Source organism: Bacillus nitratireducens, from assembly GCF_036320425.1.
In the GTDB taxonomy this organism is placed as follows: Bacteria; Bacillota; Bacilli; order Bacillales; family Bacillaceae_G; genus Bacillus_A; species Bacillus_A nitratireducens.
Window position 1 is genome coordinate 917,538 of record NZ_JAUMJO010000002.1, and the last position, 26,153, is coordinate 943,690.

Genomic DNA, 26,153 nt, shown 5'->3' on the forward strand with positions numbered 1-26,153 from the left:
TTTTGACATATCATTTATAATTTAATACAATATATAATATACTGATTAGTACATAAAAACGTGATGTATAAGTTAGAAAACAGGTGAAGAAAGAGGAGGGATTAAATGGCTCGACTACGTGAATTTGATAAAGAAAAAGCTTTGGATGCTGCTATGCAACTTTTTTGGGAAAAAGGATACGCCGCTACTTCATTAAGCGATCTAACTGCTAAAATGGAAATACAAAGACCGAGTTTATATGCAGCATTTGGTGATAAAGAAGGGCTGTTTGAAGCTGCACTACGGAGATACACAAATATACATGCGACTAGCATTCGAACAAAACTTCAAAAGGAACAATCTGTAAAAGAGGCCATTCGTACATTTTTTGAAGATATGGTGGAAGAGGAATATAAAAGAGAATCAAATAAAGGCTGTTTTTGTATTAACACAATGGTGGAGCTTTCTCCTCATAATGAAAAATTTGAAGTGTTGACTAGAGAACATCAAATGTATCTTTCAGTTATATTTCAAGAATTGATTGCCAAAGGTATTCAGTCTGGAGAATTACAAAGTGATGTGAATGCTAAAGCATTGGCGCAAACGCTAGTCACTTCATTAATTGGATTAACAGTGTTAATGAAATCTCGCCCAGAACGTTCAGTTGTAGATAATACGGTATGTATCATATTATCGTTACTAAAATAAATGTAACAGAATTGTATTTCAATCAACTATTACGATTATAGACACTTTTATTTATAAACTTTCAACCTTAAAGCACTGAATTGTCTACGAAGGCAACGGGTGCTTTTTGTTTTCGGGTAAATATGAGTAGGTGAATCATAATGATGGCCTGCAATGTATGAAGATTGTTGGCGACATTTGTAATTAGACATCAGACAAGAGGGGAATGAAAACAATATAAGCCCCTTCAAAGCCCCTCATAAGCACCTACCAAGTAATAAATCACTAAGAAAAAACAAAACAAAAACAACTACAAGAACAAAACAAGTGCGAAAAAATAAAACCGGCGTGGTAGTAGTAAAAAAATTGGAACTCGAATGCCAAAACCTTTTGCTCATTCCTATATTTATATTGAAGGATTGGAATTTTCCTATTTGCTAGTAAAGAGCGGGAGGGAAACTGATGGCGGTGTACCGTAATGTGCAAGTGAACTTTTGGCAAGATGAATTCATTTTAGATTTAACGCCAGAAGAGCGTTATTTTTACATATATTTGTTAACTGGTACGAAAACGAAGCAATGTGGTATTTACATATTACCAAAGCGTTTGGCAGAGCTTGAAACTGGTTACAGTATGGAAACTGTTGAGAAGTTATTGAACCGGTTTGTGGAATACGGGAAGATTTTATATGATGCGGAAACGAAAGAGTTATTCATTATAAATTGGTTACAATATAATCCTATTTTTAATACGAACATAGAGAAATGTGTATTACGTGAGCTAAAGATGGTAAAAAGTAAAGAGTTCCTACATAAGTTTTTGCGTAAATGTCTTGAAGAAGGATGCAAGATTCCGTTATTACTTCAGTATTTTGGAATGCCAGAGGAAGAGATTAGTAGTAATTCACAACAAGTAATTATTCAAGAGAAGGAAGAGGTAGAAATAGTAGAGGAGGTCACTCTGCATAGTGAAGTTTACAAGTTTTACGAACAAAATATTAGTAGTTTATCTCCATATATCGTGAAGGGATTAAAGGGGTGGATACAAAGAGTTTCAGGAGATAAAGTACTAGAGGCACTTAAAATTGCGTTTGAGAATAATAAGGGGACGTTCGATTATGTGCAGGGGATTTTGAGGAATTGGTGTAATAAAAAGGCGGAGAATGCTGGTGAAGAAAAGAGTGTGATGGGAAATTTAGAGCGAAGGAGAAGTATTTTGAGTAGTGTTTTTTAATTTATATAAATACGATATAGAATATACGTTCGTATTAGGTGGATTATATGCTATACTATTTTTGAATGATAGAGGAATTATATATGGGTATTTTATTTTTTATAAATAGATAAAAAGATGCGGGAGGAACAGGGTTTGACAAACAGTACATCAAAGTTGTTTCAATATATTAATATGACAGAAGAGCAGAAACAATTAGCGCTGCGATATTTAGAATCGAGAGAAGAAGCAATTTTAAAAGCTATTCAACTAACGACAATTAGAGATCAAAAGAGAGCCGATTTTGCAGAGCAGTTTATAAGCGATTTTAGAAAAGTATATAAACAAGATCCGGCTTTCTTTCGATTATTTTATTATTTGCTAGGGGAGCAATTGTTAAATGTTCTTATAATAAGGTTTAAATATGTGGATTTTGCTAATATGAAGATTTATTTAGAAAAAAGTGCACTGCCTTTAGATAAACTTGTAGGAATTGCATGTAAATATTTAACTAATATTTCAAGTTATGTGGATGAAGCGTATGTTTTTCTTAAAGGGCTAACAAAAGAGAATCCGAACTATATAGAGGAACAATTACACACTTTACCAAATCAGCAGCAATTATCTTTACTTCTCGTAATGTTTGAAGTAGATTATGAAAGATTCTGTACATATAGCTCTTTATTGGACGAGAGATTAAAAGAACATGCTGAATTTATATTGAATTTGAATGGAGAAAAGGAAAAGATTGAAGCAGTTGAAAGATATATAAAAGGTGAAAGTGATAGGGAATTATTTTTAGGTGGAAGCTTACCAGAATACATTTGGCGGCTATTATTTAGTATTCATAAGTATTCAAATGTTGCGAAGCGATATGTTGAAATAGTAGCGAAGAAAAATGTTTGGGGTTTTATAAACTATGCTACACGTTATATGTGTCAAGCTCTCGGCCAGCCTCAAAACTACAAAAGAACAGGTAGTATAAATAAGAAAGCATATGAAGAAATTCAAAGTTTTTGTAAACAGTTTTGGATTTCTGAGGAACGTTTTTTTGCACATCGCTTGAGGCAACATGATTTAAATAATGGAGAATTTTGTAAGACGTATGAATATGAATTGCTATGCTTCATGGCGGAAGAAAATCCTGAATTTGTTCAACGTACTTTGCAATATGTAAGTAAAATTAATTATCTCATTATCGCACGAACGTTAGCTGAAAAAGGGTATGAGTTAAATAGAGGGAGAATGCGAGAAGAATTTTTTGTCGCTGCTTTGCAAATTAAATTGTCTACAATACGTGATACATATCGTGATTATTTACTAGGGAAATTGTCACTTGAGGATATGGAGCAAATACTTAAAAATCCTAAGTATAGAAGTATGTATTGGGGGATGCCAGTAGTAGAGGTTGCGCTCCTTTGGGATGTAGATGATGTAGCGAAGAGGGAAGCTGTACTTACACTGCAATTCGGAGATGAATATAACGTTAATTTATACGAACTTCTGTACGAATGTTCTGTCAGAGGGATAGAACCGAAACAAGTATTAGAAGATCTTCTTTCGTATGGATTAAGTAAGGAAAAGCTTATCACTTATGCAGTTGAACAAGCTGCATGCTACAGTGAAGAGAGAAACAAGGCGAAGGAAGCGCTTGTTCATGTCATTGTAAAAGAACAAGCGTACATAATTGAACGATTTGATGAGTATTCTGCTGTGGCCAAAGCGTATATTTTAGAAGAGTTAGCTAAGGATAACATGATCAAAATGCGTCCCATTTTGATCAAATGCTTAGGAGATTCATCTAAAAAAATGCGTGAGTCTGTAGTGGAAATTCTTTCAAAAGATGTAGGAGCTGCGGTAGATGTAGCAGCTGAACTTCATAATAAAAAGAAAATTGTTCGTGAAAATGTGATGAAGATACTAATAGAGTATAAGATTGAAAAATATATACAACTTGTACAGGAAGCTTTACAAGAAAAGAAGAATGCTTCCTTTGTTGGGAAATTTGCTCCGTTACTTGAAGTGGGTGGAGATTCAGAAAATATAGAAGAACTTTGCAGTCGTATAGTAACGGAACAAAAAAGAAATTCATTTGTGCAATGGATTGGGAACGAACCACAAATTCGTCTTCGTAATTCAAATGAAATAGCCGATGTAAAACTTCCGCTAGCATATGTAAATCAGTATGTATCAGATTCCGTTATTGAGAAGAAAGATGCGGCTGAAGTAATTAGTACTATTTTGAATGAACAAGACTTGAAGGAATATGTACAAGAAATATATCAAGTATGGATTTCTCAAGATGCAGATGTGAAGAAACGTGGTATTCTTTCGTTATATGGCATGTATAGTGATGATAAAATGGTCGGTATACTTAAAAAGCAAATTGATGAATGGGTGCTTGATATGAGAGGGAAGATTGCAGCAGATGCTGTTCGGGCTCTAGGGTTGTCCTCATCTAAGCTTGCACTTGTGTCTATTCATGCGATGGCATTTAAATATAAGCATAAGTTAGTGCGTAATGCGGCAAAAGAAGCACTAAGTCTTGCTGCGAAAACACGTGGTATAACAGAAGAAGAGTTGGAAGATCAACTGGCACCAGATCTTGGCTTCAATATAAGTGGTGAGAAGGAGATTGATTTTGGGAATAGATGTTTTACTGCTATTTTAACTTCTGAGTCGAAAATTGAATTAGAGACAGAAGAAGGAAAACGTATGAAGTCACTTCCAAAGCCGAATGCAAAAGATGATATAGAAAAAGCTGAAGAGGCTAAGAAAGAGTTAGCCGTATTAAAGAAAGAACTTCGAAGTGCTCTTTCTATGCAGAAACAACGTTTGGAAGACGCTCTATCACGAAAACGCTACTGGTCATATGATACGTGGAAATCGGTATTTTTGGAAAATCCAATTATGAAGCAATTTGCTATTTCGCTTGTTTGGGGTGAATATACGGAAGGAACGTTGCGGAAAATGTTCCGTTATGCGGCGGATGATACATTTTATTCAATGATAGGAGAGAACCCTGAACTTTCACCTGGAAATGTTATTGGTTTAATTCATCCGTTAGAATTATCAGGAACGGAAAAGGAGCTATGGAAAGAGCAACTGACAAATTCCGGAATTGTGCAGCCATTTCTACAAATTGAACGTCCAGTGTTTGTAGTAGAGGAAAATGATAAGATTGATGTTGAGAGATTTGGCGGTATTTTGTTAAATGGTCGCTCGTTATTTGGTAAGATGACGAAACTTGGATGGACTCGCGGATCGGTTCAAGATGGCGGTGTTTATTATACATTTTATAAAGAAGATACTCGCACTGGATTAGGGGCAGAGCTTTCATTTAGCGGAGCGCCGATTGGATATGAAGGTGAAGAAGATGTATGTGTATTTGAGATTCAATTTTATAAAGCGGGTACAGTGAACCGTGGTTCATATGAATATGACGAAATTGATGATGAGAGACGCATTGTACCAAAACAAGTAGATAAGCGCTTCTTTAGTGAAGTATTATATGATGTGCAATTAGCGACCGAGTCAAATCTTGGTCATAATGAAAGCTGGCGTAACAAACGTTAAGAAGTCCCCCTTCATTTGTAGGAAAATGAAGGGGGTTTTTCAACTTTTCTAAAAGGTTCTTCCTTAAATAGAAGCGAATAGTTTGAGAAAGGAGGGGTTATATGGATATGGAAGTCGTCATAAAGAAGAAACGAACTAGGGGTAAGAGAATTTTTATTTGGTCTAGTAGTATCGTTCTTTTGTTAGTTATCTGTACAGCGATTTTTTTGAACATATATACGCTGAGATCTATGCCAAAGATAGATGGAACGATAAAGCTAGAGGATATACAACATGCTGTTACGGTGAAGCGGGATGGTAAAGGTGTACCGCATATTAAAGCGGAAAATGCGCATGATTTATATTTCTCGCAAGGGTATGTACAAGCGCAAGATCGTTTGTTTCAAATGGATTTAAGTAGAAGACAAGCTTCTGGTATGTTAAGTGAGGTTGTTGGGGAAGCAGCTGTTGATCGAGATAAGTTGTTTCGAACGCTCGGTTTACGGCGAGCAGCCGAAGCGTCTGTTAGTCAATATGATGGGGAAGCGAAATATGCCCTGCAGTCATTTGCTGATGGAGTGAACGCTTTTATACGCGAGGCAAAAGAGGAAAAGAGATTGCCGGTTGAGTTTACTATATTAGGTTATGAGCCTGCTGAATGGTCAATCGTGGATTCTCTAACAATTGGAAAGTATATGGCGTTTGATTTAGGCGGACATTGGCATGGACAGGCGTTTCGATATTGGGCGCTGAAAAATCTTTCGATAGAGCAAGCAAATGAGTTATTTCCTACATATCCGAAAGATGCACCTAGATTGCTAGCTGAACTGGAAAATACAAATGTGAATGTAGCACAAAGTTTTGCAAAAACGATCATTCCACCAGAGTTTAATGGTAGTAATAACTGGGTCATAAGTGGTGAAAAGAGTGCGTCTGGTAAGCCGATTTTAGCGGATGATCCTCATTTATCGCTTGCGACGCCTTCCATATGGTATCAATCGAAACTTGAAATGAAAGATTTAAATGTAAGTGGCGTTATTTTCGCGGGAGTGCCAGGTGTTATATTAGGCCACAATGACAAAATAGCATGGGGCGTTACGAATACTGGTCCTGATGTGCAAGATTTATATATTGAGAAGCGAAATCCTAATAATGAAAATGAATTTTTGTATAACGATAAGTGGGAAAAAGCTACGGTTGTTGATGAATCTATTAAAGTAAAAGGCGGGAAAACAATTCCGTATAACGTGACGGTTACGAGGCATGGTCCAGTCATTTCAGAGTTTGCAGATAAAGAGAAAGAGAAAACGAAAACAGTATTTGCTTTGAAATGGACTGCTTTAGAGCCATCAGCTGAATTAAAGGCTGTATTAAATATGAATAAAGCGAAAGACTGGAATGAGTTTGAAACTGCTCTTCAAGATTTTCATACACCAACTCAAAACTTTGTATTCGCATCAAATGACGGAACCATTGCTTACAAAGCGAACGGAAATATACCAGTGCGTAAAAAAGGCGATGGTAGTTTGCCAGTGCCAGGATGGACAGATGAATATGAATGGGAAGGGTATATTCCGTTTGATCAACTGCCAAAAGTAATAAATCCAAAACAAGGGTTTATTTCAACTGCAAATAATAAAATTGTTGATGATAATTATCCGTACCATATTAGTAATACGTGGGCGCAACCGTATAGGCAAATGCGTATTCAAGAGTTTTTACAAGAGAAGGAAAAATATACAGTGAAAGATTTAGAAGACTTACAGATGGATCAAAAAAATTTATATGGGAAAGAATTTGCTCCTATATTGTTAAAAGAGTTAAATAAAGCATCTTTAAATGAAGTAGAGAAAGAAGGCGTAAAACAATTAACAAAGTGGAATTTTTACGATAGTAAAGATGAAGCGGCACCATTACTATTCCATTTATTAATGAAAGAGATTTCGAATACGTTATTTTCAAAAGAAATACCGAAAGATGTGATGGAGTTATTTGAAGGGAAGTCACAAGTTGTTGATGAATTGATTCGAAAAGAAGTGGCAGGAGAAAATAGCGCTTGGTTTACGAAGTACGGAGGATTCACAAAAGTTGTGCATACATCGTATGAGAATGTAATGAAGAAATTGCAGAAGGAATATGGACCCGATGTTGCGGAGTGGAAGTGGGGCGATTACCATCAACTTGCTTTTACACATCCAATTTCGAGATCATCTAGTATGTTAGCACTACTTGCATTTAATCGTGAAGCACCAGTTCCAATTGGCGGAAGCCAAGTTACCGTTCAAGCAGCGAGTTACGGAGATAACGGTATTGTCAATCACGGGGCATCTTGGAGATTTGTTATTGATACGAAAGATATGTCAAACGGTTATCATATCGTAGGACCAGGACAATCAGGAAACTTTAGAAGCGATTGGTATCACGATCAAATAGATGATTGGGTAAATGGTGAGTATCATACGACTACATTGAATATGGAGGGGATAGAGGGGAAAGTGTTAACTTTAGAGCCGAAGTGATAATATTTCCTCTGATGAAAGCTTATAAATTAGAGCATAACCCAGTTCTTAAATAATTTTAATAGCCTACTATCAGTTAAATGGATAGTAGGCTTTTGTATTTTAGAGGATAAGATTCAATGATTTTATTATTACAAAACAGTAAATGTTTTAACATTTACTTATACGATAACGGGCTTTATTTACTCTGTTACAAAAGAAACCACACAAAGCGTTCTGTCTCTTTGTTACTCATTTTTATACACCGCAAAACATTTTGTTATTCAATAATTCCAATTTCTAGAGCCTTGAGGATAGCTTCTTCCTTGTTACGAACTCCTAGCTTTGTATAAGCTGTGGAAGCATAATTTCTGACCGTACCATTCGATAAATATAACCTTGATGCTATGGTAGTGTATCGAAGTCCTTTTGCTACTAGCTGCAATATTTCTATCTCCCTAGCTGTTAGCTCATAAGCGGTTGCTTTTGATTGTGGTGTCTCTTTTTGCTCATCAAACTTCTCAAATATTTTGTGAGACATTCCCTGATCAATTAGTGTCCCACCTTTGTGAATAAGTCGGATCGTATTAGCTAGCTCCAACGTTTCAATAGATTTAAGTAAAAAACCATCCGCACCGTTGCGAAGTGATTCCAATGCCTGTTCGGTATCTTGAAACGTTGTAAAAATCAATACGCGGATATGTGGCCATTGTTGCTTAATCTTTTTGGTTGCTTCGATTCCATCCATGTGCTGCATATCTAAATCCATAAGTATAACATGGGGTTGAAGGCGCCCGCACAAATCGATGGCTTGATTGCCATCCTCAGCCAAACCGACTACATTTAAATCTTCATATCTATCGAGTAGTGTCCTCAAACTTTCCCGAACAAATGGCTGATCGTCTACAATTAACAAACGAATAAGTCCATCTTTTATTTCAGTTTGTCGCGGTATGGTACAAGTAACAAGCATTCCTTCCTCTGGCTTTGTATATACAGACAATTGACCTTGCAAGTTTATTGCCCGTTCTTTCATCGCATTCATACCGAAGCCTTCCTGCCATTCTACATTTCCTTTTCCGTTATCTTGAACTTCTAACCTCGTATATTGTTGTTCAAACTGCAATGAAACTATAATTTCAGTCCCCTGACCATGACGTACTGCATTCGTAAGGGACTCTTGTAAGCAACGAATGAATGCGATCTTCGCTTGCCGAGATAGTTGATATTCCTCTCCGAATGTCCTAAAACTTACATTTACCTGAGCGTGCTCCTGAAATTCGGCTCCAAGATTTTGTAGAGATTGAATCAAGGAAGACGATTGACACGGAGAATCCATTTGATGTAGGTAACCTCTCACGTCCTCGATGCTTTTACGTCCCATTTCAAGCAGAGAATCTAGCCTCTGTATACCCATTTCAGTAGCAAGTTCGGTACGCAACGTTTCCATCCCCATAATAATAGAAGTATAAGCGTGACCAACTGTATCATGAAGCTCACTCGACAGTCTGTTCCGTTCTTCTGCCAGTGTAATGCGTTCAATCTGAGACATATATTGTTCAAGTACCGCGTTTTGTTTACGAATCGCTTCATTTTGCTTATGATTGACGATTAATAAATGGAAAGCGAAGCCCATTACATAAGCAAGTCCATAGTAGGTAACCATAATCCAATAGCTATTACTTGGCGCAACCGCATAGAAAATTCCAGTTGTTATAAAAACTGTTGTTGGAGCTGTCCAATAATAGGACAAATGCTGACTATTCGCAGCAATCAGAAAAGCCGATATAAGAAATGTAACGTTAGCTTCCGGAAATAAAGAAGTTAAATATATACACAGTCCACCATATAGCAGTATTTCTGTGAACAAATAATATTTATAATTGAATAGTAAGGCTACCCATGGAACAGAGAAGGCAATAATTTCCCAAAGAATAATAATCCAAAGTGGCAATGTTAAACTATCCTGAAAATCTAATGTGGTTATGGCGATAGAGACACTAACAAGTATACGGACTCCTAACATAATCCAATCGTACCAAAACCAATACTTAACCATATCTAACAAGTCATTTACCCCCTAAGTAGCCTACCTTTTTACTTCCTATATTATAAATTAATCCTTCATACATTGTTATACTTTTTAATTTTACACTGCAATTCTCTCACAAAAGGCAAACTTCTATCGATTTAGTTGCCGAATCATGCTACGTGTATAGCCCCCAAGTTTCTTAGTCAAACGATCTACTATTTTAATACTTATGGCGGTAAATGCTATACCTATAAACATTACAAAGAGTGACTTAGCAAAAGTATCTATCTGTATGAATATAATATTCATTTCAATGTAGCGATACAGTAGTGGTGCCAACAGCAACATAAGTGGCATTACATAAAAAATGATTGCACTAATGAGACTGAAAATGCCAATCACTAATTTCTGCATTAACCAAAAGACAGCAGACCAAGTACGACGATCTGTAAGCACTAATTTCACCTGAGCCCAGTTTGATGTATCCATTTTTATACTTCTATCGTAAGTGTCGGTCGAAATATCTGTATAAATTTTCGTCTGTATGCGCTCGAATTGGATAAAAGGTGTCGTAGTCTGTAGTACGCGTATAACTAGTGGAATCCCAATTACCGTAAATGAAAGGGTGAAACTGAATAGCAGAGCTATTAGATAAAAACAAAAATAAAACAATCCTGTAACGAAAGTTAGCAATAAAAAATAACCATTCTGGATGAATCTTGACTTCATAAAGTTCTCGCTCCTATCTATGTAATAACCGAATTGTACTGCTTTTTTTGTCATTCTCACTAGTGTAAAAGTGTCATATGACATTTTTAAATGATGCTAAAAAGGGGAGAGTAACCTACTTCTGGTTAAAAAAGATGCTTATATGAATCACCATAAAACAATCCCGTTCTTGCATCTGCAAGAACGGGATTGTTTTGTACTTTTATCCCACTTTAATGGGCAGTAAGACCCCCACCTCAAAATGCAGCGAAAGTAAAGAATTTAGGTGGGGGATCAACTGCCCATAAAAGTCCGATTGGTTCAACTAATAATCAGTGGGGGATGAAGAAAATCCCCACTGATTAAAGTTTCACTTTATTTAATATGAGATGGACTTGTTTTTCGAATATGAAAAATAATATCAAATTGCTCAAGCAATGACGTATCAAAGTATGCCGATTCGTTCGGTAAGAGTCGTGCTCCTATACTTAGTAATGGTCTTTTTGCTTTAACCCATTTCTCTGCTGGTCCTTTAAGGTGACGGTTATCCAATAAAAACATTTTATATGGTACTTTTCCGAGGGTATAATTGAAACTATTTACATTTTGTGGAATCGGATCCGTTATAATCTTATCTTGGGTGTCGTTGTATAAGGTGAAATTCCCCTCCGTAGTTGTACTGCCAATTGTGACATAATTATTGTCTAAACGTTCCTTTAAATACTGTCCCGCAACATAAGGGTATAATTTCTCATCGATAATTCCTTTAGCTATATGAATATTGTGTCCCCATACCATCGTTTTACCACCCAATGTCTCTTGCGCCCACATTGCATGATCGGCCAAGTATTGCTCATGTAGCTTTAACACACTTGGATAGTCGTTAGGAATTAGCATTGTGGTATATTTCTCTATTACACTTGCCGTTGCTTTCGCCCAGATGTACTCGGGTGAAACTAATTCTGTTTTGGCTTGCCCATTCTCATCTTTTAGTAATTGGGCTACTCTCTCAGCGTTTGCTTTGAACTTTTCCTTTATTTCAGGAGCAAGGTCCATATATTCCTGTAAACCTCCATTAAAAGCCGACAATTCTTTATAATTTTCTTCTACTTCTGCCAGCAAATCTGGTCGATGCAGCCTTACATAATCAATTACTTTATTAAAGCAACCTTGGTCCAACTCCTTGAAGTCGAGCCCAATAAATTGGATCTTTTTTTTATTGGATGGATCAGCATTATAATCTTTCATCCACTCAACCATGGCTATAATTTCATCAGTAGGATATAAAAAGTTTAAAAATTCCCTAGGGTTTCCTTTTCCTGTTTGGATATATTCATTTAGTTTTAAGCCGTTTCCCCAATCTTCTTCCATTGTGAAATTTGTAAAACCCATCTCAGTAACCAAATATTTCACAAGGCGAAACTTCATAGTGAAAATTTCAGAGCTTCCATGAGTATTCTCTCCTAATCCTACATATTGTGCGCTCCCAATCATTTTCTTAAGTGGTTTTAAATCCTCAAATGATTTTGACGGCTCTATCGTTTTTAATGGGTAAGCCTGTGATTGTATTGATTTAACTATATTTTTTTGGATTGATTGACCTGAATTTTCGACTGCTACTGTTTGAGCCTTTCCTACTTCTACACATCCTGTGACTAATAAAGCTGTACTAACCATTGCAATTATTCTTTTCTTATTCATTTTTTCCACCTCAATTGAATTATTTGCAAAAGCAAGATTGATTCATGTACTTGCACGAATCAATTGCCTTAATTCAATTGTTATCTATTCCATATCATATTTTCTAGTTACATATTGTCATAAGGTTAATTGACACAGGTCATAGACTAATCATTACACTTTTGTACTATCGGCCATGACAACTTATAAATAATAATTACATTGATGAGTCGTAAGTAAGACTAGACTATAAATTTGGGAGGGATTTTAAAGATGAATGAATCTGTATACAAAAATATTTTTATTCTAAGTTGTGTCTGTAGAAATGACAAGAAGTAAATTCGATAAACAAGTGAATTATAGGGGAAGGGCGGATTACAATGATATTACACGCAAAACCGTTCCACAATAAAGATAAAATCCAACGTGCTAAAATAGGACTTCAACTCTTTCTGAGTATCTTAATCATTACTTCTATTATCCTAAATGTAGTAGTAATGATTACGAAAAGTAAGACGCTTATTGTGGTATATATGTTTACCCCAGCATTATCTTCTATTTTGACTCGCATAATACTGAAAGAAGGGTTTAAAGATGTATCTTTTAGTCTCGGTAACTTAAAGATATGGAAGGGGATCGGTTTTGCTCTGCTAATACCTATGATTATTTGTGGAACTACTTATTCTATCGCCTGGTTGAGTGGAATTGCAGGGTTTCAGCATCCCGAAGGTGGTATGATGTTAGAACCGATCTACAATATGCTTGGGCTTCAGTATGTAACGGCACCATTCAGCTTCATTTATCTAGTGGTATTGAGCGGCATTTTCGGAAGTTTGCTTAACTTAATCCCAGTTTTGGGAGAAGAAATGGGTTGGCGAGGTTATATGCTCACAAGGCTAGTCGATGCAGAGTTTTCACGGCCCATCCTTATTAGTGGATTGATTTGGGCAACGTGGCATGTTCCAATAGTTATTGCTGGTCTATATGTAGCGGGACCATCTGTCGTTCTTTCAGTACTTGGTATCTATCTTTGTATTGTACCATTCGGTTATATTATAGCTTATTTACGACTTATCACAGGTAGCATTTGGCCTTCGGTTATCATCCATGCTACTTGGAATGCCATTATTCAAGGACCTTTCACACGTGCAAGTACAGGGTATCAAACTGATATTTGGATTGGAGAATCTGGCTTGATAACCGCTATTATTATATTAATTACTGCAATAATTACGTCTCGAATAGTAAATCTTACTAAATAGCATACGGATGTGTTTCAAATTCAACTGGTGAAATATATGCAGGTGTCGGTAGTACACAACAATATTTACAGAAAGCAGCTACGTATACTTATGAAGGTGCAAATGGACCAAAAACGATTCGTTTGCGTAAAGGAGACTTAGCAGGAGATAAGCACCCTGTTACAGGTATTCCGTATGATGCTGAAGGATTTCCTATTTTTGAATCAAAAGGCGAGGTAATGTTAAAAGAGGCAGATTTCAAAAAGTCTAGAACAACACAGTCTAGAAAGTGTAGTAAGGCATTATATGAACAAATAATGGAAAATCCTAAATTAGCTTTAAAATTTACGGATGAGGAAATTCAATTATTTAAAATGGGAAAAACTCCAGAGCATTATACATGGCATCATCATCAAGACACTGGAAGGATGCAACTTGTAGATTATCAGACTCATCATGATACTGGTCATACAGGTGGATATAAAATTTGGGGAAAAGATAGCGATAAATAGGGAGGTACTTAGCCATGAGTCACATTACATGGATTAATGTAAATGAAAAAAGAGTAACAGATGACCAAATTAAACAATTAGAACAATACTTAAATATTAAATTTCCTAATGATTTTATTGATTGTGTACAAAAATATGATGGTGGATATCCAACGCCAGATACATTTAACATTCCAAATCAAGATGAAAATTCACTTAATAATCTTTTAACCTTAGATTCTGATAGAAAATATTCAATTCTAGAAACATATAATAGTACGAAAGATAGATTACCTGACAAAATATATCCTTTTGCTAGAGATCCATTCGGCAATCTTCTATGCTTTGATTATCGAAACAACACTGATTCACCAATAATCGTATTCTGGGAGCATGAGGAAGAAAACATAGAGGAAGCAATATATCCTGTTTGCTCAACATTTACAGAATTGCTTGCTAGTCTACGTGATTTCGAAGAAGAAGATTGAGGGAACTAAAAAAACGTCCTAGAATTCTAGGACGTTTTTTTATGATTTACTAATTTTCTAACCATCATCCGCTTTCTCGAGTTTAATTACGATTACTTTTTTGGATTACCTTTATATTACAGCATTAACAGTTATTGTAGCTGAACGAGCTTTAAACAAGATTACTGGAGATACGGAAACAATATGGATTCAAGAAAGTCAATAACTGTGATGTAGAAAGACATGAAAGTAGGAACTAATTATACAGTGTAGAATGCTGAATTAACTATAGACACCTTTCATTTGGTACCCATTTTCTTGTCCATATATTGAGACAAGAAAATGGGTACTTCTTAAAGAAGTAATTAGTACTTTGCACACAATTAAGAATTTATTTGTATGATGGTGTGATTTTTGAAAAAAGAACAAAGAAATTGTTAACTATAAAGGTAAATAATGAAGTAAATATAAAAGTAATACAAGCAAAAGCGAATATAGACAAAAATTTATTTATACGAAAAAAATAGATGTGATTAGATTATCAGAGAAAATTCAATAACTTCAATTGTGAAAAGATAAAAAAGGAGCGGAAATACGCTCCTTTTTTATTTACCTTACTATTTTTAGGGGAATTATATGGATAACACTTTTATTAATGGAAATGTATTTAATTTTTTTCTGGAATATATGTGAAATTTTGTATAAAATAATCAAGAAAGTCAAAAATTATGGGGGGAAGTTGTGAAAAAAAATAAGAGTTTAATAAGTTTTTTAGGAGTGTGTATCATGTTGTTTTCTTTTTGTTTCCAGGGAAATGTACAGGCAGATGTAAGTACTGTTCAATCCGGAAAAATAAAATCAGGAAACGTAACGGTATGGGAAGTAGGCAATGTAGAGAAAGTGTTAGCAGATGTGGAGCGTTTGAATTTAAATACGGTGAATGTACCAGTCCAAGTTGATATTCCGAATGTGAATTCTGCTAATATGGTAATTAATCAGGCGCAAAAGCAACAAGCTATTATTTTAATTCAAGAATTATTAAAGCGTAATATTCAAGTTATGGTGGAGCCATTCCCATTTATTCAGCAAGGAAATATTGGAGAGACGGAATGGAACCCGAGTAATATTAACGATTTTTTCTGGAATTGGAAAACGGTTGTTTTACAAGATATTTTTGATTCCATTACTAGTAAATACAATGTGTATGGACTCAAGATCGCTTCTAATTTCGTGAATATGGAATATGCAGAAGGATACTGGAGCGATACAATTGATTTTGCTCGTAAACAGTATAAAGGAAATGTTTTGTATCAAATGAACTGGTGGTTAACTGCAAGTTGGGATCCATCTTATGAAGCGAAGTTTCTGGAAAAAATAAATCGTCCGTATTTAAAAAAGGTGGACATCGTAAGTATTGATAGTTGGTTTGAAGTTTCAGGAAAAAGAAATCCATCATACGAAGAAGTAAAACAAAGTTTATTTGCGACGACAGTATACAATCGTGGTCAAAATGTCGTTCAGCAACTTGAGAAATTACATAAAACAACAGGAAAGCCAGTTTATTTTGGTGGATTTAACGTTCCAGCACGTGAACTTGGACTGCAAAATCCGTGGAACCCAGATGTTACGAATGTGTTTTCAAAAGATGTACAACTTAACGGGTGGCGTGCTTACCGTGATGTATTAGAACCGAAGCCGTATTTTAAAGGTTTTTCAATATGGTTTATTGGCTCTAATGATAGTAATCATTCGTATCAAATACATAGTAAAGAAGCAGAGGCAGTTATTAATGGATGGTATCGAAAATAATTTTTATAAAATAGGTAAGTTTTAGAATCTATTACATATATTTTAGTGAAAGGCCTTTCACCATCTTATCACCTAGGGGGCAATCATAATGAAATTTTTGTCTTACCTTACAGTAATACTGGTGATTCTTGGCGGTTTGAATTGGTTGTTTGTGGCGTTAGATTATAATGTAGTTGAGGAATGGTTTGGTTCTATGCCGGCGCTTGTGGATACCATTTATTGGCTCTTTGGTCTTTCAGCTATTTATCAAATTTTTGATCGGTTCTTTACGAGTAAGTAGCTATTATAATTTATTACTAGAGTGTTAAGTACGATTATGTACTTAACACTTTTTTGTATGTTTATAAAAAATAAGGTGCACATGCAAGCGATTCCATTGCGTCTTACGCCATAATAACGGAAAACAAATTGACCGTATATTGTATATGGGTTATAATTCAGAAAGTTTAAATAATAACAAAAAAGAGAAATAGGGAGGTTATCTGGGTGATGGAGAGAGTGTATAATTTTTCAGCAGGACCATCTATACTCCCTTTGCCAGTTTTAGAGAAAGTGCAAAAGGAGCTTGTGAATTATAACGGGACAGGCATGTCTGTTATGGAAATGAGCCATAGATCTTCTTATTTCCAAAGTATTATTGATGAAGCTAGTAGCTTACTTCGTGAATTAATGAACATTCCTGATGAGTATGAAGTTTTATTTTTACAAGGCGGTGCGTCATTACAATTTTCTATGATACCGTTAAATGTAATGAGTACGTATAAAAAAGCTGGGTACGTACTGACAGGTTCATGGTCTAAAAAGGCGCTACAAGAAGCAGAAAAAGTAGGGGAAGTGCAAGTGATTGCTTCTTCTGCAAAAGAGAAGTTTACTACGATTCCTAAAATGGATGATTTACCAAATGATGAACTAGATTATGTACATATTACAACGAACAATACAATTGAGGGGACAAAGTATGTGGATATTCCACATTTAGAAAGAGTGCCGCTTGTTGCGGATATGTCCTCAAATATTTTATCAGAACAATATGATGTTACGAAGTTTGGTCTCATATATGCGGGTGCGCAAAAGAATTTAGGGCCAGCGGGCTTAACGATTGTAATTATAAAAAGAGATTTAATTGGCCGCGCAAATAGTGCTTGCCCTACAATGTTAAACTATGAAACTTACAGTAAAAATAACTCCTTATATAATACACCGCCATCTTTTAGTATTTATGTAGCGAAACTTGTACTAGAGTGGTTGAAAGAACAAGGCGGGGTATCTGCGATTGAAGAACAAAATAGAATGAAATCTTCACTTCTTTACAATTTTTTAGATGAATCTAAATTGTTTACTTCACCAGTTGATCCTACGTATCGATCACTTATGAATATTCCGTTTACAACACCGTCAGAAGAGCTTAACAAACAGTTTTTACAAAAAGCAAAAGAACGCGGTTTCGTTACGCTAAAGGGACATCGCTCAGTAGGTGGTATGCGTGCAAGTATTTACAATGCGATGCCAGTGGAAGGTGTTGGGCAATTAGTAGCTTATATGAAGGAATTTGAGCTTGAAAATAGATAGGGAGATGGGAATATGTTTCGTGTTCAGACGTTAAATCAAATTGCGGAAAAGGGTTTGCAAATTTTTGATGGAAATCACTATGAAATTGGAGACAAAGTAGGTCATCCAGATGGTATTTTACTTCGCAGCTATTCTTTACATCAAGAAGAGTTTTCAGAAGATTTAAAGGCGATTGCAAGAGCTGGTGCCGGTGTAAATAATATTCCTGTTGAGCGTTGTACGGAAAAAGGGATTGTAGTATTTAATACGCCAGGGGCTAATGCAAATGCAGTGAAGGAACTTATTATCGCAAGCCTTATTATGTCTTCCCGTAATATTATAAACGGAGTGAGCTGGACGAAAGAGTTGGATGGAGAAGAAGTACCCCAGCTTGTTGAAGCAGGGAAGAAGCAATTCGTTGGATCAGAAATTGCGGGGAAACGTTTAGGTGTTATCGGTCTTGGCGCAATCGGTGCTTTAGTTGCGAACGATGCGTTAGCTTTAGGGATGGATGTTGTCGGATACGATCCGTATATATCTGTTGAAACAGCATGGCGCCTTTCTACGCAAGTACAAAGAGCGTTTAGCCTAGATGAAATTTTTGCAACTTGTGACTATATTACACTGCATATTCCACTTACGAATCAAACGAAAGGGATTGTTGGTGAACACGCTATAGAGACGATGAAAAAAGGAATGCGTCTATTCAATTTCTCAAGAGGAGAACTTGTAGATGAAAATGCTCTTCAAAAAGCGTTAGAAGAAGATATTATTACACATTACGTAACAGATTTCCCGAATGAAAATGTTATAAAGATGAAAAATGTAACAGCGACGCCTCACCTTGGTGCATCTACGTCTGAGTCTGAAGAAAATTGTGCAGTAATGGCAGCTCGTCAATTACGTGAATATTTAGAGACAGGAAATATTCGTAATTCAGTAAACTATCCAAACGTAGAGCTTCCGTATATCGGAAAGAAACGTATTACAATTATGCATCAAAACGTTCCGAACATGGTAGGACAAATTACAGGATGCTTAGCAGAACATCATATTAATATTGCCGATATGATTAATCGTAGTAAACATTCTTGGGCATACACAATGATTGATATTGATAACGGAATTGATGATATAATTAAAGAGAATATTGTAGAAAATATAAGCAAAATTACAGGTGTTGTAGCCGTTCGAATGATTGTGTAAAGGAGAGAGGAATTTGGCAAAAATCCGACCGTTTCGGGCTATTCGTCCAGTAGAAGAAAAAGCAGTGCAAGTTGCAGCTTTACCTTACGATGTATTAAATAGTGAAGAGGCAAGAGAAGTTGTAAAAGGGAATCCATATTCTTTTTTACATGTTGATAAAGCAGAAATCGATTTAGATCCGGCACTTTCACCGTACGATGATCGCGTATATGAAAAAGCGGGTGAAAATTTAAAGCAATTTATACAAGAAGAAGTGTTCATTCAAGATGAAGAGCCAGCACTATATATTTATGAACTGACGATGCAAGGACGAACACAATCAGGCCTTGTCGTTTGTACATCTATTGACGAGTATGAAGATGATACAATTAAAAAACATGAAAGAACGCGTCATGAAAAAGAGCTAGATCGTATTCGCCACGTAGATGTGTGTGATGCAAATACGGGTCCTATCTTTTTAACGTATCGTACAAAAGAAGATGTGAAACGTATCATCGCAAGCTGGAAAGAAGAACATGCGCCAATCTATACATTTACAGCAGAAGATGGTGTGGAGCATATTGCTTGGAAAATAGTTGATGAAGATGTAATTACTACTTTAGTAAACGCATTTGAAGATATTCCTAACCTTTATATTGCAGATGGACATCATCGTTCAGCATCAGCTGCAAAAGTAGGAGTTATGCGAAGAGAACAATATCCGAATTACACAGGAGAAGAGGAATTTAACTTCTTCCTATCTGTTTTATTCCCTCATGATGAACTATCTATTTGGGACTATAACCGAGTTGTGAAAGATTTAAATGGCTTATCAGAGGAACAGTTTTTAAAGCAAATTGCACAATACTTTTATGTAGAAGAAGTAGGGATTTCTCCATATAAACCAAATGAGCCAAAAACATTTGGTATGTATGTAAACGAGAAGTGGTATAAGCTTACAGTGAAAGAGGAAACGTTTGATGCGAATGATCTCGTTAAAGGTTTAGATGTTTCTATCTTACAAGATCATTTATTAAGCCAAGTACTTGAAATACATGATCCGCGATCTGATTCACGCATTGATTTTGTCGGAGGAATCCGCGGGCTAGAAGAACTAGAACGTCTTGTGAAAAGCGGTGATTATAAAGCAGCTTTCTCATTATATCCGACATCAATGGAAGCTTTATTAGCAATCGCGGATGCTGGAGAAGTTATGCCACCAAAATCAACGTGGTTTGAACCGAAACTGCGCAGCGGGTTGTTTGTTCATTCGCTAAAATAAATATAGACTTCTATAGTTTTGAAAAACCGAGATGATTTTTAATTTCGGTTTTTCTTATATAAAAAAGAAACATCAGTTTAGTTAATTAGGAACTGTTTTTAAGGAGGGGAATGAATGAAATTGCAAGTAGGCGAAAAAATCACCTTTGAACGAACTTTTACAAAAGAAGATGTTGTTTTATTTACAGAAGTATCTAAGGATGAGGGTATCCATCATGTTACACCAGATGAGCAAGGACGATTTGTTGTACAAGGACTTTTAACATCAACACTGCCTACGAAAGTGGGCGGTGATTATAACGTATTAGCGCGCAAGATGGATTTTGAATTTTTACGCCCTGTTTATAGTGGTGATACGATTCGTTGTGACGTAACCATTGAACAATTTGAGCCCGATGAAAAAAATCGGACAAAGATTATTGCAATGTTTATATGTAGGAATCAACTTGAAAAGGAAGTAATGAAGGGGAGTTTTTCGGGGATTATTCTTTAGTTAGTAGGAAAAGTAATGAAGAAGTGGGGGCCCCATGCCTCTCAGGCTTAGATTTTTAATTCCCCCCTAACGAAAATTTTATGCATCGTTGAATACTGATAATAAGACGTTATGTAATATACTCTGTTCTTTTCTTAACTATTAGAAGAATAGTTGGATAAGCTCGTCAACACAAAGGACATTCCTAGTATTACAAGAAATGTCCTTTCCACTAAAATATGGGATATTTTGCTAAAATTCAAACTCTAAAATTAGTTTACTAGTTTGACCTGTAAACTGATAATTATAGGACCCTCTCAGATTTTCTAAGTTACCGGTAGCTTTAATAATTGTTCCTGGGGAATCTAGATTTCCTTTATCAAATATTCCTTGCTCTATAGCTGTAAATGTCCCTTGTTGCCCCTTATAAATTCCTTCAAAGTGTAAAAATCCAGAAATTTTAGCAGTAGCCAAGTGACCATCATTTATATTTGAGTCTAAATAATATAATAAGTATTCAACAAAAGCTTTTCCTTTTAATTCACCATCAATATCATATTCAACATGGGCAATATTAATAGGGAAATCTTTTCTAGTATCATCAATTAGTTTTTCATCCCATTTACTTACTGTAAATGTTACTTCCATACACGTAATCTCCCTCCAATTATATACTTTTAAAAAGTATCAATTCACAGTCATATCTCATAGGAGTGATTTTATTTATTGGGGTCCTGCCATATCGCTATCAAGCTAATAAAATAAAATACTCCCTAAAATGAAAAAATACGCTATTCTTTCTGTAGGATCAGGAAAACATAATTATAAAACTTATGGCTATACTTATTAAAAGTTGCTCTTTATTCCACGCCACTCTCTAAAATAGAGAAAGATCCATTTTCACAATCAATTTCTGCCATCGCACCGTAAGGCAAAATAAACTTCGGTTCGGTATGGCCAAAATTTAAATTATAAAGAATCGGCAAATCTTCTAAATTATGCTCCTTCATTACTTGCAGTATTTCGCGTTTATATTCTTCATAATATGTTTCGTCTTTTGGTTTACCAAAAATGATGCCTTTTGCTTTTTGCAGAATACCTTGCGCTGCGTAATTTCGTAACCAATACTTTATATAACTTGGTTCTGGATGATCTTCAGAGGTTTCAAAGAAAAGGATACTATTCTCCCAATGTTTTTTCTCAGGCCAAAGCTCCGTTCCTTTTGCAAATTCCAATACTTCTATACAACCACCAATTAAGCGTCCTTGTACAGTAGTAGAGCCTTGAAGTAGTTCATAGCCATTGTTTTGCTGCATTGTACGCCTTTTATCCTTATTTATCTCTATCCATTCTAAACGCTCACTCGTCCATTCATGAGCTGGTTGAATCTCGCCAATAGTCTCATTTGAAAAGAGAGTTCGATTTACCATTTCGATAGTATATGGATCCATCTCTACATTTTCGGCAAAATCAGTTAAGATTGCTGGACCGTAAAAAGAGGAAATTCCTGCTTTATGGCAAAACAAATGTGAAACGGTAACGTCAGAGTACCCCATAAAAATTTTCGGGTTTTCACGGATCACATTAAAATCTATATAAGGAAGTAAGCGGATGCCATCTTCACCGCCAATATTCGCAATAATTGCTTTCACGCGCGTATCTTTAAAAGCTGTCATTAAATCTTCCGCACGAGCCTCAGGATTGTTATAAATGAATTCGCTACCTTTTAAACTATTTGGCATTGGGACAACCGTAAGACCGAAAACTTCTTCTAATCGCTTTACTCCTTGTTCATACCGCCATCTTATCTCAGAATCGCCTGCGCCTCCCCATGAAGGGCTTACTGTTGCCACAATATCACCTGGCTGTAATCTGTTTGGTTTTATTAACATGTTAACTCCGCTCCTACATAATGTAATGGACTACGACTATACAAACTGTAGCTTTGAAAAAATATGATGCATGACATTAGTTTCTTCATCATTAATCAGTTTACCTGCTGTGATTCAAGAATTCAGTCTTAGTGTTGAATTGCATTTGAGAATTACAGTATGCAACATTGCATAAGAAAGATGGTTGCTATTTTCTACAACCTGTAACTATAATAGTTACAGGTTGGTCGTATCCAATCAAAAATACAATCATCATGAATGGAGATGTTACATATGGGTATGAAAAAATTAATTTTAGCAGGTGCTTTAGGTATCGCAGCATTATCAGGAACGAATTTACCAGGGTTAGAACTGTCAAAAGCGAGTGCCGCTTCTATTGAATCAAATTTCTCGACGTTAGAAGGGCGAGTAGTAGAAGTAGATAACGGTGTAATTGTTGTGAAATCTAAGCAATATGAGGAACCTGTTAGTGTGTATATAAATTCCCTTTCAAATGTGAAAGTAGGGGATGAGGTTAAAGCTACTGGATCTATGATGCGTAATTTTACGGAATATATGATTGCAAATACAGTTGAAAATACTTCAAATAAATTAGGCATGCACATGAAAGAAGACGGTTCTCCTGATTATGTGATTGGGGAAGTATCAAAAGTAGGAACGATGGAAGATGGGGGAGACGGTTCTACTAAATATGTCGTAGTTGAGTATCCATCGCTAAACGGGAAAAAAGATATTATTGATGTTTTCTTAACGAAGGGACAAGTATTTAATTCGGGTGAGAAAGTAAAAATTGATATGAAGTATGTGGGCTGGGGCGGAAGTTCTATTAACTGGAACACAACGGACAACATTGAAAAAGTTCATGAGGTAAAGAGCAACGCTGAAAATAATGATGATGTTTGGATTTGGTCTTAATTAGACGCTTGTAAATAACAAATGTATCATGCAGTACCCATCGAATCATCATATGTATGATAATTCGATGGGTACTTTTTTGTTTTATGTTTTTTTGAGAATAACGGATTTTCGATTAGAATATGATGTTAATACTGGAGCGAAGGTTGAAAAAAACAATATGGAAAGAGGTGTTTAAGGGTGGAGCGAGATGAGGTTTATTTACGAGCTAAAAAAAGGGTAGAGAATTTACAAGCGTTTTATATTCATTTAACGGTGTATATACTAGTGAACTTAATGCTTTTTATTATAAATATAAGCTCTGATTCAAGTAAATTATGGTTTTTATATCCACTTGCAGGTTGGGGGATTGGTATCGTTATACACGGATTGACAACTTTTCCATTTGGGATATTCGGAAAAGAGTGGGAAGAACGAAAGATTAAAGAATATATGGAGAAAGATAAGTAAATTTATTACTGGAAATTATGAATATAAAATTTCATATAAATCTCTGTGATCAAATATTTGATGCGAAGTTTATTCTATAGCTTCGCCTATTTGCTTTGTATTCGAAGTTAGTACGAGTGAGTATTCATACTCTTTTTTTTTAGCGTGAATTACTTGTGAAATCAAAACTTTATTTGTCGTACATAATAAATACAGTTGTTTTACTTTTTTAATGACATGTGGGTATAGGATAAAGTTGTTTTATCATCCTATATTAAAATAAAAATAAACCACTGTTCGATTTGAATATTCCACGATATAATGGTGAGAGTTTATGACAGAATAAATATTTACATAAGAAGTGAGGTACTATATGAAAAAAAGAACGACAGACATTATTTTTATTATTATTGGTGCATTTCTTTTTGCGTTAGGTGTCAATTTGTTTGTTATCCCGAACGAGTTTGGTGAGGGTGGGGTAACAGGTATCACGATTATTACGTATTATTTATTTGAATGGTCACCAGGCTTAGTTAACTTAATTTTAAATGCGATTTTGTTAATAGCTGGTTATAAATTTTTAAATAAGATTACAACAATTTATACGATTATCGCTGTAGTTACGAACTCGCTATTTCTTCATTTAACAGAAGGATGGACAATTGCTTCGGATGAAATGCTCGTAAATGCCATTTTCGGTGGAATATTTATTGGATGCGGGATTGGTCTCATCATTCGTGTTGGCGGAACAACAGCAGGTACTACCATCTTAGCAAGGATGACGCATAAATATTTAGGCTGGAGCATTAGCTACGGTCTACTGTTCTTCGATTTAATCGTTGCGTTTTCATCTTATTTCATCATTGGTGCAGAAAAACTGATGATAACAATTATTATGCTATATGTAGCAACGAAAGTGATGGAATTTGTAATTGAAGGTTTAAATCCGAAGAAGGCCATTACGATTATTTCTGATAACCCGAATGAAATTGCCGGGAAGGTGACTACCTTAATGGGCAGAGGAGTTACCGTGTACTCAGGTCATGGCTATTACACGAAAACTCCGAAAGAAATTCTTTATATTGTTATTAATAAGCAAGAAGTAGTGAAGCTAAAACGGATTGTTCAAACTACAGATCCAGCTGCGTTCATCGCTATACACGATGTTCGTGACGTATTTGGAGAAGGATTTGTTGATATTTCTAAGGCTTAGAACTTATTTTTCATTAAAATAATCTTAATACTAAAACGTAAGAATCTATTTTGAATAATCTTTTTTCAAAATAGATTCTTTTTATTTATCTTAAAATGTTGGTTCGTTTTTCTTTTTCTTGCAAAAAAACCAATTGTTTCTTAATGTAAGAATGTAGAAGGATGAACAAGAGAGGGTTTAATGAAGATGATACATATTTTATTAGCTGATGATGACAAGCATATTAGAGAGTTATTACATTACCATGTACAAAAAGAGGGGTTTAAAGTTTTTGAGGCTGAAGATGGAAAGGTAGCTCAAGGTATATTAGAGAAAGAAAATATTCATCTTGCGATAGTGGATATTATGATGCCGTTTATTGATGGCTATACGTTATGTGAGGAAATTAGGAAGTATCATGATATACCTGTGATTTTATTAACCGCGAAAGATCAGTTAGTTGATAAAGAAAAAGGATTCATTTCTGGCACGGACGATTATATTGTAAAGCCATTTGAACCAGCTGAAGTAATTTTCCGCATGAAAGCATTATTGCGTCGTTATCAAATGCTTAGTGCTGATATTATTAAACTCCACGGAACGACAATTGACCGAAAAGGGTTTGAGGTGAAGTGTAACGGTCAAACGATTTTACTACCGCTGAAGGAATTTGAGTTATTATCACAACTTGCTAGTTATCCTGGAAGAACATTCTCGAGAGAAGAATTAATTGAATTAGTATGGGGAATGGATTTTGAAGGGGACGAACGAACAGTTGATGTTCATGTAAAACGTCTTAGAGATCGTTTCTCAAAACGAACAGATGATTTTCAAATTACGACAGTGCGCGGGCTCGGTTATAAGTTGGAGTTGAAATAAT

General features: G+C 35.4%; 21 protein-coding genes and 1 pseudogene. 17 read left to right on the plus strand and 5 right to left on the minus strand.

Annotated elements, in window-relative coordinates:
- The first annotated feature begins 105 nt into the window (after positions 1 to 105).
- The 4 genes from Q3V31_RS10975 to Q3V31_RS10990 all read left to right on the plus strand — a co-directional run bounded on the left by Q3V31_RS10975 (position 106) and on the right by Q3V31_RS10990 (position 7,952).
- Positions 106 to 687 (plus strand): TetR/AcrR family transcriptional regulator, encoded by a 582-nt coding sequence (locus tag Q3V31_RS10975; protein WP_000113336.1) that lies wholly within the window; start codon positions 106 to 108, stop codon positions 685 to 687.
- A gap of 441 nt (positions 688 to 1,128) precedes the next feature.
- On the plus strand, positions 1,129 to 1,899 hold the full coding sequence (locus Q3V31_RS10980) for a DnaD domain-containing protein (protein WP_016129893.1): 771 nt from the start codon (positions 1,129 to 1,131) through the stop codon (positions 1,897 to 1,899).
- 117 nt (positions 1,900 to 2,016) lie between these two features.
- On the plus strand, positions 2,017 to 5,454 hold the full coding sequence (locus Q3V31_RS10985) for a DUF4132 domain-containing protein (protein WP_414093520.1): 3,438 nt from the start codon (positions 2,017 to 2,019) through the stop codon (positions 5,452 to 5,454).
- 107 nt (positions 5,455 to 5,561) lie between these two features.
- Positions 5,562 to 7,952: a penicillin acylase family protein gene (locus tag Q3V31_RS10990; RefSeq protein WP_033670448.1), complete on the plus strand. Its 2,391-nt coding sequence runs from the start codon at positions 5,562 to 5,564 to the stop codon at positions 7,950 to 7,952.
- Between the two features lie 259 nt (positions 7,953 to 8,211).
- On the opposite strand, the gene Q3V31_RS10995 is transcribed toward Q3V31_RS10990, so the two are convergent.
- From Q3V31_RS10995 to Q3V31_RS11005, 3 genes are all read right to left on the minus strand, one after another.
- Entirely contained in the window at positions 8,212 to 9,999 is a 1,788-nt protein-coding gene (locus Q3V31_RS10995) for a helix-turn-helix transcriptional regulator (protein ID WP_000886417.1), read from the minus strand.
- Between the two features lie 114 nt (positions 10,000 to 10,113).
- The gene (locus tag Q3V31_RS11000) at positions 10,114 to 10,692 is read right to left on the minus strand and encodes a sensor domain-containing protein (protein WP_000842202.1); all 579 of its coding nucleotides are present in this window, start codon (positions 10,690 to 10,692) and stop codon (positions 10,114 to 10,116) included.
- Between the two features lie 354 nt (positions 10,693 to 11,046).
- Complete coding sequence (locus tag Q3V31_RS11005) at positions 11,047 to 12,372, minus strand: erythromycin esterase family protein (RefSeq protein WP_329765073.1); 1,326 nt, start codon at positions 12,370 to 12,372, stop codon at positions 11,047 to 11,049.
- A 359-nt stretch (positions 12,373 to 12,731) separates the two neighbouring features.
- Here Q3V31_RS11005 and Q3V31_RS11010 point away from each other — a divergent pair, with 359 nt between their 5' ends.
- The 9 genes and pseudogenes from Q3V31_RS11010 (at position 12,732) to Q3V31_RS11050 (ending at position 20,866) form a co-directional block, all read left to right on the plus strand.
- A complete protein-coding gene (locus tag Q3V31_RS11010; protein ID WP_329765074.1) occupies positions 12,732 to 13,613 on the plus strand; it encodes a CPBP family intramembrane glutamic endopeptidase in 882 nt (293 codons plus the stop codon).
- Between the two features lie 35 nt (positions 13,614 to 13,648).
- Positions 13,649 to 14,104: pseudogene (locus Q3V31_RS11015) on the plus strand (HNH endonuclease); the annotation flags it as partial.
- 14 nt (positions 14,105 to 14,118) lie between these two features.
- Positions 14,119 to 14,571, plus strand: coding sequence for an SMI1/KNR4 family protein (locus Q3V31_RS11020; protein ID WP_090814346.1), 453 nt, complete (start codon positions 14,119 to 14,121; stop codon positions 14,569 to 14,571).
- A gap of 720 nt (positions 14,572 to 15,291) precedes the next feature.
- Positions 15,292 to 16,359 (plus strand): glycoside hydrolase family 113, encoded by a 1,068-nt coding sequence (locus tag Q3V31_RS11025; protein WP_329765075.1) that lies wholly within the window; start codon positions 15,292 to 15,294, stop codon positions 16,357 to 16,359.
- A gap of 88 nt (positions 16,360 to 16,447) precedes the next feature.
- Positions 16,448 to 16,639 carry a DUF378 domain-containing protein gene (locus Q3V31_RS11030; protein WP_000670797.1) on the plus strand — a complete coding sequence of 64 codons (192 nt, stop codon included), beginning with the start codon at positions 16,448 to 16,450 and terminating at the stop codon, positions 16,637 to 16,639.
- Positions 16,640 to 16,848: 209 nt separating this feature from the next.
- Positions 16,849 to 17,928 (plus strand): 3-phosphoserine/phosphohydroxythreonine transaminase, encoded by a 1,080-nt coding sequence (gene serC / locus Q3V31_RS11035; protein WP_090814355.1) that lies wholly within the window; start codon positions 16,849 to 16,851, stop codon positions 17,926 to 17,928.
- Positions 17,929 to 17,940: 12 nt separating this feature from the next.
- Positions 17,941 to 19,113: a 3-phosphoglycerate dehydrogenase family protein gene (locus Q3V31_RS11040; RefSeq protein WP_000490220.1), complete on the plus strand. Its 1,173-nt coding sequence runs from the start codon at positions 17,941 to 17,943 to the stop codon at positions 19,111 to 19,113.
- Between the two features lie 13 nt (positions 19,114 to 19,126).
- On the plus strand, positions 19,127 to 20,374 hold the full coding sequence (locus Q3V31_RS11045) for a DUF1015 domain-containing protein (protein WP_090814348.1): 1,248 nt from the start codon (positions 19,127 to 19,129) through the stop codon (positions 20,372 to 20,374).
- Between the two features lie 114 nt (positions 20,375 to 20,488).
- A complete protein-coding gene (locus tag Q3V31_RS11050) occupies positions 20,489 to 20,866 on the plus strand; it encodes a hotdog family protein (protein WP_000776362.1) in 378 nt (125 codons plus the stop codon).
- Between the two features lie 231 nt (positions 20,867 to 21,097).
- Here Q3V31_RS11050 and Q3V31_RS11055 read toward each other — a convergent pair whose 3' ends face one another.
- Both Q3V31_RS11055 and Q3V31_RS11060 read right to left on the minus strand, forming a co-directional pair.
- Positions 21,098 to 21,493: a DUF3224 domain-containing protein gene (locus tag Q3V31_RS11055; RefSeq protein ID WP_000454079.1), complete on the minus strand. Its 396-nt coding sequence runs from the start codon at positions 21,491 to 21,493 to the stop codon at positions 21,098 to 21,100.
- A 212-nt stretch (positions 21,494 to 21,705) separates the two neighbouring features.
- Complete coding sequence (locus tag Q3V31_RS11060; RefSeq protein ID WP_090814349.1) at positions 21,706 to 22,737, minus strand: S66 family peptidase; 1,032 nt, start codon at positions 22,735 to 22,737, stop codon at positions 21,706 to 21,708.
- Between the two features lie 273 nt (positions 22,738 to 23,010).
- Between Q3V31_RS11060 and Q3V31_RS11065 the strand changes: the two genes are divergently transcribed.
- From Q3V31_RS11065 to Q3V31_RS11080, 4 genes are all read left to right on the plus strand, one after another.
- The gene (locus Q3V31_RS11065; RefSeq protein ID WP_016129888.1) at positions 23,011 to 23,652 is read left to right on the plus strand and encodes a F0F1 ATP synthase subunit alpha; all 642 of its coding nucleotides are present in this window, start codon (positions 23,011 to 23,013) and stop codon (positions 23,650 to 23,652) included.
- 180 nt (positions 23,653 to 23,832) lie between these two features.
- The gene (locus tag Q3V31_RS11070; protein ID WP_000438998.1) at positions 23,833 to 24,102 is read left to right on the plus strand and encodes a 2TM domain-containing protein; all 270 of its coding nucleotides are present in this window, start codon (positions 23,833 to 23,835) and stop codon (positions 24,100 to 24,102) included.
- 352 nt (positions 24,103 to 24,454) lie between these two features.
- Entirely contained in the window at positions 24,455 to 25,294 is an 840-nt protein-coding gene (locus tag Q3V31_RS11075; protein ID WP_000747487.1) for a YitT family protein, read from the plus strand.
- Between the two features lie 180 nt (positions 25,295 to 25,474).
- A complete protein-coding gene (locus Q3V31_RS11080; protein ID WP_000781976.1) occupies positions 25,475 to 26,152 on the plus strand; it encodes a response regulator transcription factor in 678 nt (225 codons plus the stop codon).
- Position 26,153 lies beyond the last annotated feature (1 nt).

What these genes read in the sequence shown, in the direction of transcription:
- Q3V31_RS10975 (WP_000113336.1), top strand. Translation starts at nt 106, where the DNA reads ATGGCTCGACTACGTGAATTTGATAAAGAAAAAGCTTTGGATGCTGCT.
- Q3V31_RS10980 (WP_016129893.1), top strand. Translation starts at nt 1,129, where the DNA reads ATGGCGGTGTACCGTAATGTGCAAGTGAACTTTTGGCAAGATGAATTC.
- Q3V31_RS10985 (WP_414093520.1), top strand. Translation starts at nt 2,017, where the DNA reads ATGCGGGAGGAACAGGGTTTGACAAACAGTACATCAAAGTTGTTTCAA.
- Q3V31_RS10990 (WP_033670448.1), top strand. Translation starts at nt 5,562, where the DNA reads ATGGAAGTCGTCATAAAGAAGAAACGAACTAGGGGTAAGAGAATTTTT.
- Q3V31_RS11000 (WP_000842202.1), bottom strand. Translation starts at nt 10,692, where the DNA reads ATGAAGTCAAGATTCATCCAGAATGGTTATTTTTTATTGCTAACTTTC.
- Q3V31_RS11005 (WP_329765073.1), bottom strand. Translation starts at nt 12,372, where the DNA reads ATGAATAAGAAAAGAATAATTGCAATGGTTAGTACAGCTTTATTAGTC.
- Q3V31_RS11010 (WP_329765074.1), top strand. Translation starts at nt 12,732, where the DNA reads ATGATATTACACGCAAAACCGTTCCACAATAAAGATAAAATCCAACGT.
- Q3V31_RS11020 (WP_090814346.1), top strand. Translation starts at nt 14,119, where the DNA reads ATGAGTCACATTACATGGATTAATGTAAATGAAAAAAGAGTAACAGAT.
- Q3V31_RS11030 (WP_000670797.1), top strand. Translation starts at nt 16,448, where the DNA reads ATGAAATTTTTGTCTTACCTTACAGTAATACTGGTGATTCTTGGCGGT.
- serC (WP_090814355.1), top strand. Translation starts at nt 16,849, where the DNA reads ATGGAGAGAGTGTATAATTTTTCAGCAGGACCATCTATACTCCCTTTG.
- Q3V31_RS11040 (WP_000490220.1), top strand. Translation starts at nt 17,941, where the DNA reads ATGTTTCGTGTTCAGACGTTAAATCAAATTGCGGAAAAGGGTTTGCAA.
- Q3V31_RS11050 (WP_000776362.1), top strand. Translation starts at nt 20,489, where the DNA reads ATGAAATTGCAAGTAGGCGAAAAAATCACCTTTGAACGAACTTTTACA.
- Q3V31_RS11055 (WP_000454079.1), bottom strand. Translation starts at nt 21,493, where the DNA reads ATGGAAGTAACATTTACAGTAAGTAAATGGGATGAAAAACTAATTGAT.
- Q3V31_RS11060 (WP_090814349.1), bottom strand. Translation starts at nt 22,737, where the DNA reads ATGTTAATAAAACCAAACAGATTACAGCCAGGTGATATTGTGGCAACA.
- Q3V31_RS11065 (WP_016129888.1), top strand. Translation starts at nt 23,011, where the DNA reads ATGGGTATGAAAAAATTAATTTTAGCAGGTGCTTTAGGTATCGCAGCA.
- Q3V31_RS11075 (WP_000747487.1), top strand. Translation starts at nt 24,455, where the DNA reads ATGAAAAAAAGAACGACAGACATTATTTTTATTATTATTGGTGCATTT.
- Q3V31_RS11080 (WP_000781976.1), top strand. Translation starts at nt 25,475, where the DNA reads ATGAAGATGATACATATTTTATTAGCTGATGATGACAAGCATATTAGA.